Source organism: Acidobacteriota bacterium, from assembly GCA_028875725.1.
Classification (GTDB): Bacteria; Acidobacteriota; Thermoanaerobaculia; order Multivoradales; family Multivoraceae; genus Multivorans.
In genome coordinates, this window is sequence record JAPPCR010000015.1 from 679,817 (window position 1) to 696,548 (window position 16,732).

At 66.8% G+C, this 16,732-nt stretch carries 13 protein-coding genes; 6 read left to right on the plus strand and 7 right to left on the minus strand.

Annotated features, from left to right (window positions below):
- Nucleotides 1-10: 10 nt before the first annotated feature.
- Nucleotides 11-1,651: a sodium/solute symporter gene (locus OXI49_14295; protein MDE2691683.1), complete on the plus strand. Its 1,641-nt coding sequence runs from the start codon at nt 11-13 to the stop codon at nt 1,649-1,651.
- A 15-nt stretch (nt 1,652-1,666) separates the two neighbouring features.
- Here OXI49_14295 and OXI49_14300 read toward each other — a convergent pair whose 3' ends face one another.
- Both OXI49_14300 and OXI49_14305 read right to left on the minus strand, forming a co-directional pair.
- A complete protein-coding gene (locus OXI49_14300) occupies nt 1,667-2,215 on the minus strand; it encodes an RES family NAD+ phosphorylase (GenBank protein ID MDE2691684.1) in 549 nt (182 codons plus the stop codon).
- Nucleotides 2,212-2,856 (minus strand): hypothetical protein, encoded by a 645-nt coding sequence (locus OXI49_14305; GenBank protein MDE2691685.1) that lies wholly within the window; start codon nt 2,854-2,856, stop codon nt 2,212-2,214. The genes OXI49_14300 and OXI49_14305 overlap by 4 nt, the downstream gene beginning before the upstream one ends.
- Nucleotides 2,857-2,892: 36 nt before the next feature.
- Here OXI49_14305 and OXI49_14310 point away from each other — a divergent pair, with 36 nt between their 5' ends.
- Nucleotides 2,893-4,296 (plus strand): beta-galactosidase, encoded by a 1,404-nt coding sequence (locus OXI49_14310; GenBank protein ID MDE2691686.1) that lies wholly within the window; start codon nt 2,893-2,895, stop codon nt 4,294-4,296.
- A gap of 15 nt (nt 4,297-4,311) precedes the next feature.
- On the opposite strand, the gene OXI49_14315 is transcribed toward OXI49_14310, so the two are convergent.
- On the minus strand, nt 4,312-5,523 hold the full coding sequence (locus tag OXI49_14315) for an aminotransferase class III-fold pyridoxal phosphate-dependent enzyme (protein ID MDE2691687.1): 1,212 nt from the start codon (nt 5,521-5,523) through the stop codon (nt 4,312-4,314).
- A gap of 5 nt (nt 5,524-5,528) precedes the next feature.
- Nucleotides 5,529-6,062, minus strand: coding sequence for a DUF2911 domain-containing protein (locus tag OXI49_14320; protein ID MDE2691688.1), 534 nt, complete (start codon nt 6,060-6,062; stop codon nt 5,529-5,531).
- 55 nt (nt 6,063-6,117) lie between these two features.
- Here OXI49_14320 and OXI49_14325 point away from each other — a divergent pair, with 55 nt between their 5' ends.
- Nucleotides 6,118-7,494, plus strand: coding sequence for a sulfatase-like hydrolase/transferase (locus OXI49_14325; GenBank protein MDE2691689.1), 1,377 nt, complete (start codon nt 6,118-6,120; stop codon nt 7,492-7,494).
- A gap of 108 nt (nt 7,495-7,602) precedes the next feature.
- Here the strand turns inward: OXI49_14325 and OXI49_14330 are convergent, their stop codons facing one another.
- Genes OXI49_14330 through OXI49_14340 form a run of 3 tightly spaced genes read right to left on the minus strand, consistent with a single transcriptional unit; the run spans nt 7,603 to nt 11,069 of the window.
- Nucleotides 7,603-8,475 carry an ABC transporter permease gene (locus tag OXI49_14330; protein MDE2691690.1) on the minus strand — a complete coding sequence of 291 codons (873 nt, stop codon included), beginning with the start codon at nt 8,473-8,475 and terminating at the stop codon, nt 7,603-7,605.
- Nucleotides 8,468-9,421: an ABC transporter permease gene (locus tag OXI49_14335; protein MDE2691691.1), complete on the minus strand. Its 954-nt coding sequence runs from the start codon at nt 9,419-9,421 to the stop codon at nt 8,468-8,470. The genes OXI49_14330 and OXI49_14335 overlap by 8 nt, the downstream gene beginning before the upstream one ends.
- 10 nt (nt 9,422-9,431) lie before the next feature.
- Nucleotides 9,432-11,069 (minus strand): ABC transporter substrate-binding protein, encoded by a 1,638-nt coding sequence (locus OXI49_14340; protein MDE2691692.1) that lies wholly within the window; start codon nt 11,067-11,069, stop codon nt 9,432-9,434.
- Nucleotides 11,070-11,110: 41 nt separating this feature from the next.
- Between OXI49_14340 and OXI49_14345 the strand changes: the two genes are divergently transcribed.
- The 3 genes from OXI49_14345 (at nt 11,111) to OXI49_14355 (ending at nt 16,619) form a co-directional block, all read left to right on the plus strand.
- Nucleotides 11,111-12,715: a sulfatase gene (locus OXI49_14345; protein ID MDE2691693.1), complete on the plus strand. Its 1,605-nt coding sequence runs from the start codon at nt 11,111-11,113 to the stop codon at nt 12,713-12,715.
- Between the two features lie 164 nt (nt 12,716-12,879).
- On the plus strand, nt 12,880-14,835 hold the full coding sequence (locus OXI49_14350; protein MDE2691694.1) for an ABC transporter ATP-binding protein: 1,956 nt from the start codon (nt 12,880-12,882) through the stop codon (nt 14,833-14,835).
- Nucleotides 14,832-16,619: a glycoside hydrolase family 32 protein gene (locus tag OXI49_14355; GenBank protein MDE2691695.1), complete on the plus strand. Its 1,788-nt coding sequence runs from the start codon at nt 14,832-14,834 to the stop codon at nt 16,617-16,619. The genes OXI49_14350 and OXI49_14355 overlap by 4 nt, the downstream gene beginning before the upstream one ends.
- The last annotated feature ends 113 nt before the right edge of the window (nt 16,620-16,732 follow it).

Consider the following 16,732-nt stretch of genomic DNA (forward strand, 5'->3'; position numbering starts at 1 on the left):
CCGCGTCCCGATGACCATCGCAGCCGTCGATCTCTTCATCATCGTCGTCTACCTGCTGGGCATCCTGTTCGTCGGCCTGTGGTCGGTGCGCAAGATCAAGCGGCAGACCAGCGAGTCGTACTTCCTGGCGAGCCGCAACCTGAAGTGGCCCGTGGTGGGCGCCGCGCTCTTCGCGTCGAACATCTCGACGATTCACCTGGTCGGGCTCGCGGAGAGCGGCTTCGGCGTCGGCATGGTCGTGGGCAACTACGAGTGGATGGCGTCCTTCACGATCATCCTGCTCAGCCTCGTCTTCGTGCCGATCTACTTCAGGAGCCGGATCACGACGCTGCCCGAGTTCATGGAGCGGCGCTACAGCCCCGCCGCCCGGACCACGCTCTCCTTCATGTTCATCATGTCGGCGATGCTGATCCACATCGGCATCAGCCTCTACGCCGGCGCCGCGGTGTTCGAGCGGTTCTTCGGCATCCCGTCGTTCATGTCGATCGCGATGATCTCGATCATCACGGTGATCTACACCGTGGTCGGAGGCCTCCGGGCGGTCGTCGTCACCGAGACGATCCAGACCGTCATCCTGCTCGGCGGCGCCATCCTGATCACGATCATCGCGATGACCAGGCTCCCCGGCGTGGGGATCGACTCCTACGGCGATCTCCTCGAGGCGACGAAGCCGAACCAGCTCAGCATGATTCACCTCCCCGGGGAAGAGGGATTCGACCCCGGGTCGATCTGGTACGGCTTCCTGCTCGGCTTCCCCATCCTCGGCCTCTGGTACTGGTGCACCGACCAGACGATCGTTCAACGGGTTCTGGGCGCGGGAACCCTGCGCGACGCGCAGCACGGCGCGCTGTTCGCTTCCCTGCTCAAGTTCCTGCCCCCGCTCTTCATGGTGCTGCCGGGCGTGTTCGCCTACGTGCTCTTCCGGGACATCATCACCGAGCCGACGGACGCCCTGCCGACGCTGATCACCGAGCTGCTGCCGACCGGGCTCATCGGCATCATGGCGGCGGCGTTGCTCGCGGCCCTGATGAGCACGATCGCGGCCGCGGTGAACAGCACGGGGACGCTCGTCGCCGTCGACATCGCGAAGCACTTTCGGCCCGGCCTGTCGGAAACGTCGCAGGTGCGCATCGGGCGCGTCAGCTCGGTCGTCGTCATGAGCGTCGCGATCGCCTGGTCCACCCAGGGCGAGCGGTTCGGCTCCATCTTCGAGGCGATCAACAAGCTGCCGGCGCAGTTCATCGCGCCTCCCATCGCGACGGTGCTCCTATGGGGCGTCTTCTGGCGGCGCGGAACACGTCAAGCCGGCACGTTCACCCTGCTCTTCGGCTTCGTGGCCGGCTTCATCATCTTCCTGTTCGACATGGGCTTCGGATTCCTCGGCGGCGTCCAGTACGTCTCCGATCCCGTGAACGGCCTCGGAATCCCCTTCCTCCTCCAGGCCTGGTGGTACTTCTGCATCCTGAGCGTCATCTACGTGGCCATCAGCCTGGCGACCCCGCCGCCGAAGCCCGAGCAGATCGACGGCCTGACCTGGGACAAGCCCTACGCGTTCCTGACCCGGTCCGAGATCCGCGGCGTTCTGGATCCGCGGCTGCTGGCGGCGCTGCTCGCCGTTGCGCTGGTGGTGATGTACGTGCTGGTTCGGTAGAGCGCCGTAGTTCGACTAGCCCCAGAACCAGACAGGAAACGCCAGCGTCGCGACCTGTCGGGCGACGCTGCGAACGGATGCCGGAAACCACGCCAGTTCCCGTCCCGCGCCGTCCCGGGACTTAGCAGACCGCGCACGGACGCCGTTCAGACCCTGGTCCTTGGCCCGTTTTCCGATTGCCCAGCAATGTTCATGTCCGACCACGTCGCCGTTCCCATCGAGAGGATAGGTGACGGGCATCCCAGCGGCACGCACACCCTCAGGCGTGTGCATGTCGCAGACGACCTGGCCTCGCGGCAACGTGCACTCCACGAGCACCGGCCCGTTGTCTTCCCGTAGTTCTTCCGGTTCGTACGGCTCGTCAACGATGAAGGCGCGAAGATTCAGGCGCGCTGTGACTATGTCCTCGTTCAGGTAGAGCGTCGGGAAGCTGGCCGGCGGGTTCCATCGTCGGCCCTGCCGCTGAGCGTAGCTAGGGTCAAGCGGATCATCCCAAGTCCGCTTGGCGATCCGCCACCACGAGTGACCGTCGGGGATTCGTTCGACTATCAGCTCGGCCGTCACCTGTGCGCGCGCTCGAAATCGAACATGTCCCGACATGCGGACAGCACTTGGCTCGTGTCACCACGGCTCAGCAGATCCAGCAGGGAGACACCTGCAAGCCTCGGTATCGGCCGCCGCACCACCGCGGGTATCCGGTCGCGCTTGAGATAGTGCTCCAGCAGCTTGGTAGCGTTCATCAGATTCGCCACGGCCACCACGCGGTTTTCCGGCACACCGCGCTCCAGCCACTTGGCGAACGCTTGGCGACTCACGCCGAACAACGCGGCGGCCTTCGCCTGACTGAGTTGCCACAGACCGATAGTGCGCAGCAGTTCCGAACCGGACTGGCGGACAGTGAGGCTTGTTCCGCCAGCCGGCCCTTCGCGATAGCCAGCGAGGCACTCGGCAAAGCGGTCGAGCCACGCGCTGTCCTCTTCGCGGGCCCTGAAGAGCCGTTCAGCCGCCTCTTCGGGTCGCAACTCCTGGATCGCTATCTCCGTGGGCATATCTCCTACGTCCTTGCAGATGCAACCATATGTCAACCGCAACCCTTCGTCAACCAGAAGTGTGTGAGAGGCCGCGCGATCGCCATCGCCGTACGAAGCCTCCTCCATAGCGACTAAGACGGATTCTGAACCTGTTTTCATTGTCGCTTCGTTCACGGCGGTACGATCGGTGGAGCCATAAAGGAAGACGCCGTGCCTTACCCCATTGCTCGACGCGACTTGCTCAAGTCGGCTCTCGTCGGGTTCGGCGCCTGCCTTGGAGGGCCGACCTGGGCCGCGCAACCGGCCAGTGACCGAGACCGCTTCGGCGGCTGGACCGGGCTGAAGTTCGACGCCACGGGCTTCTTTCGCACCGAGCACGACGGACGACGATGGTGGCTGGTCACTCCCGAAGGCCACGCCTTCATCAGTTGGGGCGTCAACCACTACCACGCGAACTGGTGGGCGCAGGACTACAACCGCGATCACTGGCTGCGGCGATTCGGCGCGGAGGACGTCTACGACCGGGCCTGGAACCGGGGCTTCCGCGAGGCAGCGCTGGCCGATTTGCGGAGGCTGGGCCTCAACACCCTGGGCATTCACACGAACGCCACGATGCTCACGCATCCGCCGGGTCAGGCCCGGTTTCCGTTCGTCGCGCCCTACGAGCCGCTGGCGCTGTCGCACTACCTCAAGCCCAAGCCCGATGCCTACGCGGACATCTTCGCCCCGGAGTTCGAGGCGCTGTGCGAACGCACGGCCCGGCAAGTCGCCGCGCCCTACCGTGAAGACCCCATGGTGCTGGGCTACTGCATGGCGGACTGTCCTCCCCTGACCGACAACGAGGCGGAATGGAACGGCAGCACGACGTGGCCCCGCCGGCTACGCAACTTCGCCGCCGAGGCGCCCGGCAAACAGGCCTATGTCGACTTCACGCGGGATCGCTACGGCGACGTGTCCGGTTTCAACGCCACTTACGGCACAGGCTTCGGAGCGTGGTCAGACCTGCTCGAGGCGACGGACTGGCGACCCGATCAGGCTCCCTCGAACCAGGCGGAGCGCGATGACAACGCTGCCTTCCTGCTGCCCTGCGTCGAGCGCTACTACTCGGTCGCGAAGACAGCCCTCCGCCGGACCGACCCGAACCACCTCTTCCTCGGCGACAAGATCAACGGCGACACGGACGGGCTCGACTCGATCGCAGCCACAACGAGCCGGTACACCGACCTCGTGAACACCCAGCACTACGCCCGCTGGGAGGGTCAGCGCGAGACGATGGACCGGCTGACCGACACGGTGGGGCAACCCTTCCTCAACGGCGACGCCGCTTACACCACGCCGACCGAGAGCATGCCCAATCCCCATGGCCAGCACGCGCGCGACATGGCGGAGCGCGCCCAGTGGACGCGGGAGTTCATGGAGAACGCGACCGCCCGGCCCGACTTCGTCGGCTGGCACATGTGCGGGATGATCGACACGGCGAACACCATGCCCGGCAAGGAGCAGGCCCAGCACCAGGGCCTGATGACGACCCGCGGCGAGTTCTACGCGGAGATGGAGGAGACGGTCCGGGACATCTCCGACCGCCTCTACGTCATCGCCACCGGAAACGCGTGAGCTGACCGAGCCCGTTCAGCCGAGCGCGTGAAACGCCTTATCGGTTCCGGCGAGCGCCTGCTCGATGTCGGACTCCGTGTGCGCGACCGACAGGAACATGTTGTGCCAGGGGTGCAGGTACACGCCGTGGTCGAGAGCGTGGCTGCAGAAGGCGAAGCCCTTCTCTCGCCTGTCGTCGTCCTCGAACAACACGGCCGGCATCTGCGGCGGTCCGGTCTGGCGGATCGCGTGACCGTAACGACGCGCCTGTTCCTCCAGACCGTCCCGAAACTGCTGCCCCAGGCGCTCCACGACGGTCGGGGCGTCGATCTCCGCCAACAGGTCGAGGGTCTCGATCGCCGCGGCGAAGGGCGCGGCCTGGTACCAGAACGAGCCCGTCACGAAGACGCGCGTCGCGGCCTCGCGATACGCCTCGCTACCGAGAATGGCCGCCACCGGTTCGCCGTTGCCGATCGCCTTACCCCAGGCCGACAGATCCGGCTGGACGCCGAACTCGGACCAGCTCGCGTCGAGCGACAGGCGCAGCCCGGCCCGCACGTCGTCCAGGATGAGCGCCGCGCCCTCGGCGTCGCAGATCTCGCGCACGCGGCGCGCGAAGGCGAGATCGGGCATCTCCTGGTCGTGGCCGGCGTCGTGCCTGAAGGCGGACACGACGATTCCAGCGAGGTCGCCGGCCGCCGCCCGGGAGGCCGCGTCCAGGCTGGCTACGTCGTTGTAGCGGTAGGTCGGGAAGTGAACGTGATCCTCCGCGGGCGTGCCGCGCGAGATGTGGTTGGCCCAGGGCGCCGCACCGTGGTACGCGCCCCTGGCCACGAGGATCTTCCGCTTCTCACTCCGCGCACGAGCCACCATGTTGCAGACGGTCGTCGCGTCGTTGCCGTTCTTCGCGAAGATGGCCCACTCGGCGTGGCTGACCTGTCGCACGAAACGCTCGGCCAGGTCGACGATGAGCGGCGGAGGCCCGTTCGCGATGTCGAGCCGGTCGCGCTGGGCGTCCGCGGCGGCGCGAATGCGCGGATTGCCGTAGCCGGCGATCATCGGCCCGAACGAGCACATGAAGTCGATGTACTCGTTGCCGTCGGCGTCCCACAGCCGGCAGCCCTCCGCCCGCTCGAAGTACTGCGGGTACCGGGGCGGCAGGAGCCGATAGGTGGACATGTGACCGTACATGCCACCCGGGAGCACCCGCTCACCCCGGGACTTCAGCGCCCGGTTCCGATCGAGCAAGAGGGTCAGCCCGACTTCTTCACCTCGAAGGGCACGGCGAGCCTCTCCCACTGCATCGCGACCCACGAATCGACGATCACGAACTCCATCTCCTCCACGTGCTCCCCGATGGCCTTCGGGGTGGCGCTTACGCGCAGCGCATCCTGACCGGCGTCGTGCCGGAAGGCGCCCCACTGCTTCGCGACCTTGTTGAAGATGACGGTCCACTCGTTCTCGCCCGGCTCGGTGAAGAGGGCATAGGTGCCGGCGGCCAGCTTCTGGCCCCCGATCTCGACATCGGCGCTGAACGTGATCGTCGTCGCTTCGTCGGCGCCCGTCCGCCAGACCTGACCGTAGGGAACCAGGCCGCCCCAGATCGTCCGACCCTTCACCTTGGGGCGTCCGTACTCCACCGTGATGGCGACGCCGTCGATCTTTCCCTTCACCATCCCGTTCTTGCTCGCCCGGTCGGCATCGTCAGCGCGCTGCGCCATGGCGGGAAGAGCCGTGACCAGGAAGGCCGCGAAGATCAGGGGAATCGTTGCTCGGTACTTGTGCATGTCGTCCTCCAGCTAGAGAGTGTTGTGTCTGCTCGCGACCGTAGGATAGACGGAAATGGTGAAACAGCTCGCTTCTCTTGTCGCCGCGCTGCTCGTCGCGGTCCTCGCCTGCCAACCCGAAGCCGGCGACAATCCGCCCAATGTCGTGCTGCTCATGGCCGACGACATGGGTTGGGCGCAGACGGGTTACTACGGCCATCCACTGCTCCAGACGCCCCATCTCGACGCGATGGCCGACGCCGGCCTGCGAATGGACCGGTTCTACGCCGGCGCACCGAGCTGCACGCCGACCCGGGCGACGGTGTTGACCGGCCGCACGAACGATCGCACCGGGGCCTTCCGCGTCGGCGACTCGATCAACAAGCAGGAGAAGACGATCGCCGCGGCGTTCAGGCAGGCCGGCTACGCGACTGCCCACTTCGGAAAATGGCATCTGAACCAGGTCCATCCGAGCGGCGACAATCCGATGCCCGCGGACGACCCCCACAACCCCGGCGAACTCGGCTTCGACTACTGGCTGAGCCATACGAACCAGTTCAACCTGGACCCTGTCCTGAGCGAGAACGGGGTGCGGAAGCAGTTCGAGGGCGATTCGTCCGAAGTCCTCGTCGCCGAAGCCCTGCGCTACATCTCCGAGCAGGCGAAGAACGGCAAACCCGCGTTCGCCGTGATCTGGTACGCCTCACCGCACCGACCCTTCGGCGCCTTCCCGGAAGACGAAGAGCCCTTCGCGTCGCTGGACGACGCCTCGAAGACCCACCATGCCGAGATCATCGCCATGGACCGTTCCATCGGCACCCTCCGCGAGGGCCTGCGCGAACTCGGTATCGCCGACCACACCCTGGTGTGGTTCACGAGCGACAACGGCGGCCTGCCCGACATCGACTACGGCCCCGAGAATCCCGGCATTCGCCCTGACACCACCGGCCACCTGCGCGGCTTCAAGAAGGACTTCTACGAGGGCGGCCTGCGCGTGCCGACGATCATCGAATGGCCAGGCGGCATCGCCCCGAGGATCACGAGTTTCCCCGCCAGCACGATGGACATCTTTCCGACCCTGATCGAGGTCGCCGGGCTCGACCCGTCGTCGATCAACGAGGTCCACGACGGCATCTCCATTGTCCGCGTGTTCGAGTCCGAGCCCGCCCGCCGGGAGCAGCCCATCGGCTTCCGCGCCAGCGGCGGTCACGCCTGGCTCGACAACGACCTCAAGCTGATGAGGAACTACTTCTCCGGCCCGTCCGATCCCTTCGAGCTCTACAACGTGATCGACGATCCAGGCGAAGAGCGCGACCTGATCGAAGAGCAACCCGAGATCGCCGCCCGCATGCGAGCGGAACTGGAGGCCTGGAACCGCTCTGTCGACAAGAGCGTCAACGGCGCGGACTACCCGGAAGGCCGGGTGCTGCCTTCCGGGCGGGAGCCGAAGTAGCCAGGCGGCCAAGACCTCCGCCGCGGAACTGGGTGCGCGGGCGTCCCCGCCGGCATCCGGCGCGACAGCGCCGGTTCAGGAGTTCCACACTACTCGCGCACCACCGCCTCAGTGAATCACCCCCCGTAGCCGCGGGTCCAGCAGGTCCCGCAACGCGTCGCCGACACAGTTGAACGACAGCACCAGCAGGAAGATCGCAACGCCCGGCACGATCGACAGCAGTGGCTGCTGTTCGAGCATCGGGAAGGCCTGCTGGAGCATGTTGCCCCAGGTGGGTGTCGGCGGCTGGATGCCGACGCCGACGAAGCCGAGGGCGGCTTCGGTGAGGACGGCGTAGCCCATGCTGAGGGTGCTCTGGACGATGACCGGGGCAATGCAGTTGGGCAGGATGTGGCGCAGGATGATGCGGCCGTGGCTGAGGCCGATGCTCTCGGCGGCCTTGACGAAGTCGCGCTCGCGGATGGACAGGCCCTGGCTGCGGATGATCCTCGCCATCCAAGGCACGTTGGCGATGCCGATGGCGATGATCACGGTCTGTAGCGAACCGCCGAGCGCGGCCGCCAGGCCGACCGCGATCAGAAGGCTCGGGAACACGACCAGAGCGTCCATGAGGCGCATCAGCACGTCGTCGACGCGGCCGCGGAAGTAGACGGAGAGCAGGCCGAGCGGTACGCCAAGCAGCACGCCCAGACCGACCGCGCCGAGGCTGACGGAGAGCGCAATCCGGGCGCCGACGATCAGTCGGGCAAGGGTGTCGCGGCCCATCTGGTCGGAGCCGAGCCAGTGCGCGGCGCTGGGGCCCGAGAGGAGGTTGTCGAAGTCCATCTCCTCGGCGTCGACCGGGACGATCCAGGGCGACAGCACCGCCGCGGCGGCGATCAGGGCCAGCACGACGAGTCCGGCGAGCGCCTGCGGCACGCCGGCGAGCTTGCGCAGCAGCTCGACCGTCGGGTGGCTGCCGGTCGTCGTAGCGCTAGCCACCGAACTTGATCCTCGGGTCGAGCCAGGCGCAGGCCAGGTCGGTGACCAGGTTGGCGGCGAGCACGGCGACCGCCATCAGCAGCACCGCCGCCTGCACGACCAGGAAGTCGCGGGCGAAGATCGCCTGCACGATGTACTGGCCGGTGCCGGGGATGCCGAACAGCGTCTCGATGACGATCGCCCCGGCGAAGATCCTGCCGGTCTGCAGGCCGAGAATCGTGATGACCGGCAGCAGGGCGTTGCGCAACGCATGCGACCAGATCACCGTGCGCTCCCTGGACCCCCGGGCGCGTGAGGTGCGCAGGTAGTCCTGGGCGAGCACCTCGAGCATCGCCGAGCGGCTCTGGCGCATGATCAGCGCGCAGCTCGTCACGCCGAGGGCGAAGGCCGGCAGGACCATGTGGCGCAGGCTCTGCAACGGATCGTCGAAGAGGCTCACGTAGCCCTGGCTCGGCAGCCAGCCGAGCCCCACGCCGAACAGCAGGATCGCCATGATGCCGAGCCAGAAGTTCGGGATGGCGACCCCGCCGATCGAGACCACCGTCGCCGCGTAGTCGATCGGTTTGCCGCGATAGACCGCGGAGGCGATCCCCGCCGGCACGCCGACGAGCACGGCGAGAATCCAGGCCGCGAGGCCGAACTGCAGGGTCACCAGCGCCCGGCCGCCGAGTTCCTCCGCCACGGGCCGCATGTTCTGGGTCGAACGGCCGAAGTCGCCCTGGAGGACGTTGCCGAGCCAGATCAGGTACTGGACGATCACCGGTTCGTCCAGGTGGTGACGTTCGCGGATGAGCTGCAACTGCTCCTCGTCGAGCGCCTCGCCGGGGCCGATGAACGCCCGCGCCGGGTCGCCCGGAATCGCCAGCATCAACGCGAACACCAGGAAGGTGACCAGGAGGAGAACGGGCACCGCCTGCAACAGGCGGCGCACGAGGTAGCTGCGCATGTGGCTGGTGCTACTCCTCCAGCCAGATCGTCGCGAAGTTCATCTTGCCGTCCCAGCCCATCAACTGGTCGAGGTTGCGCACTCGCCCGGGCGCCGCCGCGAAGGTCACGCCGTAGAGCAGCGGCGTGAACCAGGCCTCGCCGAGCACCGTCCGGTTGAGCTCGAGGTAGACCTGCTTGCGGGCCTCGTTGTCGTAGAGCGAGGCGCCCAGTTCCACCAGCTCGTCGACGTCCGGCCTCAGCACGTTGCCCGGGTTGTAGTAGCCGTCGCTCTTGTAGGCCAGCGAGGCCATCCAGTCCGGCTCGGGATAGCGGCTCCAGGAGGTGATGAACATCGGGTACTCCTGGCCGTGATTGAACCTCTCGGTCGCCGGGCCGCTGGACAGCACGTCGATGTCCATGTGGACGCCGATCTTCTTCAGCATCGCCCGCACCACCTCGGCGCTGGAAACGAGCAGGGGGTTGTGGTGCGTGACGGCCGTGAACTCCAGGCCGCTCTCGCGCCCGGCCTTCTCGAGGTAGCGGCGCGCCTTGTCCACGTCGTAGTAGGGACGTTCGCCGTCCGGCTCGTGGACCCAGGAACCCACCGGCCACATGCCCGCGTCCGCCTCTATCGCCCGGTCGAAGAAGATCGCCCTGTTGATCACGGCCGGATCGACGGCGTGGGCGATCGCCAGCCGGACGTTCACGTCGTCGAGCGGCGGCTTGTCGACGTTGAACACCAGTGTCAGCGCGATGCCGCCGCCCGGCATCGTCTCGATCCGGACCCGCTCGTCGCGCTCGAAGGTCGATACGTCCTTGTACGGAAGGTAGGTGACGTCGATCTCGCCCGTGCGCAGGGCGGCGGCGCGGACGGTCTCGTCCCGGATCACCCGGACCGTGACCTCGTCGAGATACGGAAGCTGGTTGCCGTGCTCGTCGCGGCCCCAGTAGTTCTCATTCCTCACGAAGTGCACGAGGGTGCCGGTGATCACTTCCTTCACCCTGAACGGCCCGGTTCCCGAGGGGCTCCAGCCGTAGTCGGCGCCGAGCGACTCGATCGCGGCCGGCGAGCTCATCACACCACCACGGTCGGCCAGCATGCCGAAACCCGCGCCCCACGGCCCGGCCAGATCGAAGCGCACCGTGTACTCGTCGATCACTTCGACGCCTTCGATCACCGCCAGCGAGGCGCGCGGCGTGGCGACGGTAGCCGGATCGAGAATCCGCTCGATGTTGACCTTCACCGCATGGGCATTGAGGGGGGTGCCGTCATGGAAGACGACGCCCTCCCGCAGGTGGAAGGTGATCGAGTCGGGATCCGTCGCGATCTCCCAGGAAGTGGCGAGCGAGGTCTCCGGCCGAGGATTGAGCTGCGCGTCCGCGTCGACCAGTTGATCGAAGATCTGCCGCCAGAAGTAGGCATCGGCGCCCGACCGGCCGAGGATCGCGTCGAGCGACGTGGGCTCGAGCGAGTGGCCCACTCTAAGGTGGCCGCCGTAGCGCGGTCCGCCGACGGCGGGGGGACGCGGCTTCAGGGCGGCCGACTCCAGCCGGTCGGCGCGACTCTCTGGCGTGCAGGCAACCAGCAAGGTCAGTAGCCCTGCAAGCAGAAGCAGCGGCGCGGATACGCTCAATCTCGGCGTCGACGGCAGCAGAACAACAGACATCTCGGAATCGTGCAACTCTAATGACTCGCGGGACGCCTACCATGAGAGAACAAACCGCACTCCTGCTGCTTGGCACATTGCTTTGCGTGCCCAGCGTCGCGCAGCCGCCCGACCGGTCGGACCAACTCCTGCTGGCAGCCGCGGCGCCGAATCGGGAGACGGGGCTGGAGGAGCGCCCCAACGTCCTGTTCATCATCGCCGACGACCTGAACGTCGCGCTCGGCGCCTACCTCGACTCGGCGCCTTCCCCGCAGTACGCGGGCGCGAAGACCCCGAACCTCGACCGCCTTGCCGCCGAGGGCATCCGCTTCGACCGGGCCTACGTGCAGAACCCGCTCTGCAACCCGTCCCGGACTTCGTTTCTGAGCGGACTACGGCCGCCCACGACGGACATCTACAACGGCCAGACGCCTCCCCGCAGCAAGATCGGTGACGACTTGCGCATGCTGCCCGAGCACTTCCACGACCACGGCTACTTCACGGCCCGGGTCGGCAAGATCGCGCACAACATCTTCGAGCACGCGGTGTCCTGGGACGTGTCGAACTTCGCCCTGTCCCGAGAGCCCGAAATGCGCCTTCACCTGCCGGGCTACCTGCCCGGCGTCGACCTGTCCGTCGAACGCGACAACACCTGGACGGACGGCTCCGAGGACGGCATGTCCCGCGCCGACGTCCTCAGAACCCTGGGGCGGCCGGCGGGTCTGCCCCTGTCGTGGCGCGCGACGCGTGAATCGCCGCGCATGACGCCGGACGGAACCACGGCGACGCGCATCGTCCAGTTGATGGCGCGGAACCGGGACAAGCCCTTCTTCATCGCCGCCGGCTTTCACAAGCCCCACCAGCCGTGGGTCGGCCCCGTGGAGTTCTTCGACCAGCACCCGGTCGATGAGATCCAACTGCCGAAGACGCCGCCGGACGACACGGACGACCTGCCCGCCGCGGCGTTCCGAATCCTGCCGGACGACGCCGCCCACACGGAGAGGCAGCGCAAGCAGGCGATCGCCGCGTACCACGCGATGGTCACGATGACCGACTTCTACGTCGGCCAGTTGCTGGACGCCCTCGAGCTGCTCGATCTCGCCGACTCCACGATCGTCGTGTTCACCAGCGACCACGGCTTTCAGTTGAACGAGCACGGCGGCCTGTGGCGCAAGACGGTCCAGTTCGAGGAGTCGACCCGCGTGCCGCTCCTCGTCCGGCTTCCGGGAGGCGGCCAGGCCGGTGAGGTCGCGGCCGGACTCGTGGAACTGGTCGACCTGTACCCGACCCTCGTCGAATTGGCCAACCTGCCGGCCCCGGCGCATGAACTCGAAGGCACGAGCTTCAGGCCGCTGCTCGACGATCCGGCCCGCCCGTGGAAGTCGGCGGCCTTCTCGGAATCGATCCGCCAGGGCTTCCACGGCCGCACCCTGCGAACCCAGCGCTACCGTTACACGGAGTGGACGCCGCTGAGGGCAACGGGCGACGAGACCGAGCGCGAGCTCTACGATCTCGAGGAAGACCCCTTCGAGTACGAGAACCTGGCTTCCGATCCAGATCGCCGTGAGCAGATCGAGGAACTGTCCCGCCGCCTGCACGCGGGCTGGCGAGCGGCACTGCCTGGCGGCCGGCGCCTTGGCCGGACGCCTGCGGAAGAGTCGATCTGACGCAGCCCGCAACCGCCCCGCGACTCCCGGACCGCCGCCAAACGTGGCGGGCAAGGCTCCGAGAGGGAGAGAAAGCGCTCGATCGTTCGGCGAGCGCGCTCGACACACAAACCGACATCCCGTTCCGCGAGGTCCTGCGCATCTTCGGGCGCGCCCTCGCCTACATGCGCCTCTTCAAGACGCGGGTCGCCGCCAAGTTCGGGCTGCTGACGGCGGAGATGGCGTTCCGGCTGCTCGTCGCGCCGTGGCCGGGCAAGATCGTCGTCGATCACGTCATCCTCGGCATGCCCATCGTGGACGCGGCCGGGTTCCCCTCCTACCTAAGCCCGTTCGTGCTGCTCCTGGCCGGGAAGGGCCCGCTCGAGATCATGGCGTGGGTACTCGTCCTCGGCGTCTTCATGGTGACCGTGTTCGGGTTCACGACGAACCGGGGCACCGTCAGGTCCGCGACCGGAATGCCCACCGGAGCATCCGCGGCCTCGTCGGGCGGCGCCACCGTCCTCCTCCAGCAGGGGCACGGCACCCTGGCCCAGGGGCACGACACCGCGACCCGGACCGAGAACGAGGCCAACCGGGGCTCCGGCCTGATGGGCGGCATTCTCGGACTCCTCGACTTCCGGGTGCACCTGCGCCTGACCCAGTCGATGAACCACCTGCTCAGGACGAAACTCGCCGGGCGGATCAAGCGCCTGCCGATGACGACCCTGGACGACCAGCGGATCGGCGACAGCATCTACCGCGTCCTCTACGACACGACGAGCGTCAGCCGCGTTCTCTACGAGGTGGGTCTCGAGTTCTACTCCCATGCGCTCGGCATCACGATCAGCGCGATGATGATGTACACGTACTTCGGCGACGCTCCAGAGGTCATCCTGCTGGCCGCCCTGTCGCTGCCGATCATGCTCATCTTCGTCGGTCCATTCGCGCGGATGGCACGGCGCAGAAGCCAGGCCAGCCGCGCCTCGGGCGCCGCGACGACGGCGAACATCGAAGAGGGCATGAGCAACGTGCTCGCCGTGCAGAGCCTCGGTGGAAACGAGCGGGAAGGCCAGCGATTCAGGAAGGCCAGCGAGGAGTCCTTCAGGCGCTTCCGCATCGAGTCGCTGCTCAAGCTGACCTACCAGCAATTCGGCAGCCTGGCCTTCCTGCTGAGCCAGGTCCTGTTCTTCGTCTTCATCGCCGGACGCGTGATCGACGGCACGTTCACGGCCGGCGACTACTTCGTCCTCAACTACTACTTCTTCGTCCTGAGCGCGACGTTCAGCGGGATGGGCTTCATCTACCCGGTTCTGCAGGACAACATCGCCGGCCTGCGCCGGGTGTTCTTCCTGATGGACCTGCCGTCGGAGAAGACGAGCGAAGGAGTCGAACTGTCCCGAATCAGCCGCGGCGTCGAGATGAGGAACGTAGGGCTGACGTATCCCGACGGACGGCGGGCGCTGAGCGACATCAACCTCGAGGCCCGCCTGGGCGAGATCGTCGCGTTCGTCGGCCCGACCGGCGCGGGCAAGACCAGCCTCGCCTACATGGTGCCGGCCTTCGTTCAGCCGACCGAAGGTACGGTGACGATCGACGGTGTCGACCTGAAGGACGTGTCGGTGGACAGCCTCCGCGACCAGGTCTCCTACGTTTTCCAGGAGACCCAACTGTTCTCCGACTCGATCCTTGAGAACATCCGCTACGGCAACCAGGACGCGACCGAGGCGCAAGTGGAGCGTGCCGCGCGCGTGGCCGGGGCGCACGACTTCATCGCCGCCCTGCCGGACGGCTACCGGACCAACCTCGGCACCGTGACCAGCAAGCTCTCGGTGGGGCAGAAGCAGCGCATCGCCATCGCCCGGGGGCTCCTGCAGGACGCGCGCATCCTGATCCTGGACGAGCCGACCTCCGCGCTCGACCCGGAGACCGAGGCCTACCTGGTCGACGCCCTGCACGAAGCGGCGAAGGACAGGCTGGTCATCATCATCGCCCACCGCCTGTCGACGATTGCCAACGCCGACCGGATCTACTTCCTGGAGGAAGGAGAGATCCGGGAGCATGGAACTCACGAGGAACTGATGGCGGTACGCGACGGGCGCTACCGGAGATACGCCGCGTTGCAGGCAGGGGGCCACCAATGACGGAACGCACGATCGATACCTCCTGTGCGAGGGTCGAGGAGGCGGTCCTGGCAGCTTTGCGTGCCTACGACGCGGCAACGAGGGCCGGTGACATCGAGGGACAAGTCGACTTCTTCGCCGACTCCTGGCGAAGCAGCTCCGGCACGACCAAGGCTGATCTCCGGGAGTATCTGCGGAAGCAGGTCGACGGACCGACCGATCGGGAGAAGCGCTTCGTCCTGGACGACGCCGAAGTGGTGTTCGACGGAGACATTGCCGCCGTCGACCCGGTTGCGCTGCGTTCGCCGACCGGGGGCGGCTTCTTCGAGTTCAGGATGACGAGGGAATCGGACGGCGCCTGGCGCTGCGTGTCGGTTGCCGGGTCCAGGAGGGCGGATCGACTCGCCGAGAACACCCGCGAACTACGCGAACGCATCCTGAGTGACCAGGCGCGACCGGGCTACCACTTCGTCATGCCAGAAGGCGTGGCCATGCCCTTCGACCCGAACGGCGCGATCTACTGGAAGGGCCGCTACCACCTGTTCTACATCTTCCAGGACACCCGGCTGGGTAAGCGCTCCGACCACTGGGGCCACGTGTCGAGCAGCGATCTGTTCCACTGGCACCACCATCCGACGGGTCTGCTCGAGGGCATGTACAGCGGCAACTGCTTCCTCAACCGGGAGGGCGTGCCGACGATCTGCTACCACCAGCACGGCCTGGGCAACGCGATGGCGGTGGCGCTCGACAACGACCTGAACGAGTGGAAGAAGCTCGACTCGAGCCCGATCACGCCGCAAACCCGGGAGGGAGACGAGCACCACGGAAAGTACCGCTCGTGGGACCCCTTCGGATGGCGTGAAGGCGAGACCTGTTACGCGATCTTCGGCGGCAAACGCCCGGCGGTCGCGAAGTCGCCGGAACTCGACGGCGAATGGAAGTACGCCGGCGACCTCTTCGCCCACGGTGTCGAAGGCGTGGCGATCAACGAGGACGTGTCCTGCCCCGATCTCTTCGAACTCGGCGGCAAGCACGTGCTCCTGTGCATCAGCCACCGGCTCGGCTGCCGCTACTACGTCGGAGAGTGGAGGGACGAACAGTTCCATCCCGAGTCTCACGCCCGGATGAGCTGGGTCGACAACTCGTTCTTCGCTCCGGAGAGCCTGGTCGACGACCGGGGCCGCCGCATCATGTGGGCCTGGATTCTCGACGAGCCTCTCTTCGGAGCGCGCACGAAGCATGGCTGGTCCGGCACCCTAAGCCTGCCCCGGGTGCTGTCGCTCGGAGATGACGGACTGCTCCGCATGGACGTGCCGGAGGAGATCGAGGCGCTGCGCTACGGCGAGGTGCGGAAGGGGCCGTTCGTCGTGGCAGCCGACGAGGAAGTGCCCATGGACGGCGTCGCCGGCAACAGCCTCGAGCTGCTAGTCGAGATGGAAGGCGCGGAGGCATCGCACGTCGGTGTCAAGGTCCGCGCCTCGCCCGACGGCCAGGAGGAAACGTCCATCTTCTACGACGCCGAAGCGAAGCTGCTGAAAGTCGACACGAGCAGATCAGGTCCTGACGACACGCCGCAGGCGGTCGAAGCAGCTCCCTTCGAACTGAAGCCCGGCAAGCGGTTGAAGCTGCGCGTCTTCGTCGACAAGTCGGTGGTCGAGGTGTTCGCGAATGGCCGTCAGGCCATCGCACGGCGCATCTATCCGTCGCGCCCGGACAGCATCGGCGTTAGGGTCTTCTCCGCCGCCGGCGACGCCCGCGTGCACTCCCTGAAGGCCTGGAAGATCACGCCTTCGAATCCCTACTAAGGACGTATGTGATGAAGCTCCACGACCCCGAACTCCGCATGATCACCGAACAGCTCGCCCGGATCGAGGACAAGCTCGGAGCCGGAACGGGGCCTCAAGTCACCTCTCCGGAG

Coding starts and splice junctions, on each gene's coding strand:
- OXI49_14345 (MDE2691693.1), top strand. CDS start 11,111: ATGAGAGAACAAACCGCACTCCTGCTGCTTGGCACATTGCTTTGCGTG.
- OXI49_14355 (MDE2691695.1), top strand. CDS start 14,832: ATGACGGAACGCACGATCGATACCTCCTGTGCGAGGGTCGAGGAGGCG.
- OXI49_14320 (MDE2691688.1), bottom strand. CDS start 6,062: ATGCACAAGTACCGAGCAACGATTCCCCTGATCTTCGCGGCCTTCCTG.
- OXI49_14350 (MDE2691694.1), top strand. CDS start 12,880: ATGCGCCTCTTCAAGACGCGGGTCGCCGCCAAGTTCGGGCTGCTGACG.
- OXI49_14335 (MDE2691691.1), bottom strand. CDS start 9,421: ATGCGCAGCTACCTCGTGCGCCGCCTGTTGCAGGCGGTGCCCGTTCTC.
- OXI49_14295 (MDE2691683.1), top strand. CDS start 11: ATGACCATCGCAGCCGTCGATCTCTTCATCATCGTCGTCTACCTGCTG.
- OXI49_14340 (MDE2691692.1), bottom strand. CDS start 11,069: ATGTCTGTTGTTCTGCTGCCGTCGACGCCGAGATTGAGCGTATCCGCG.
- OXI49_14325 (MDE2691689.1), top strand. CDS start 6,118: ATGGTGAAACAGCTCGCTTCTCTTGTCGCCGCGCTGCTCGTCGCGGTC.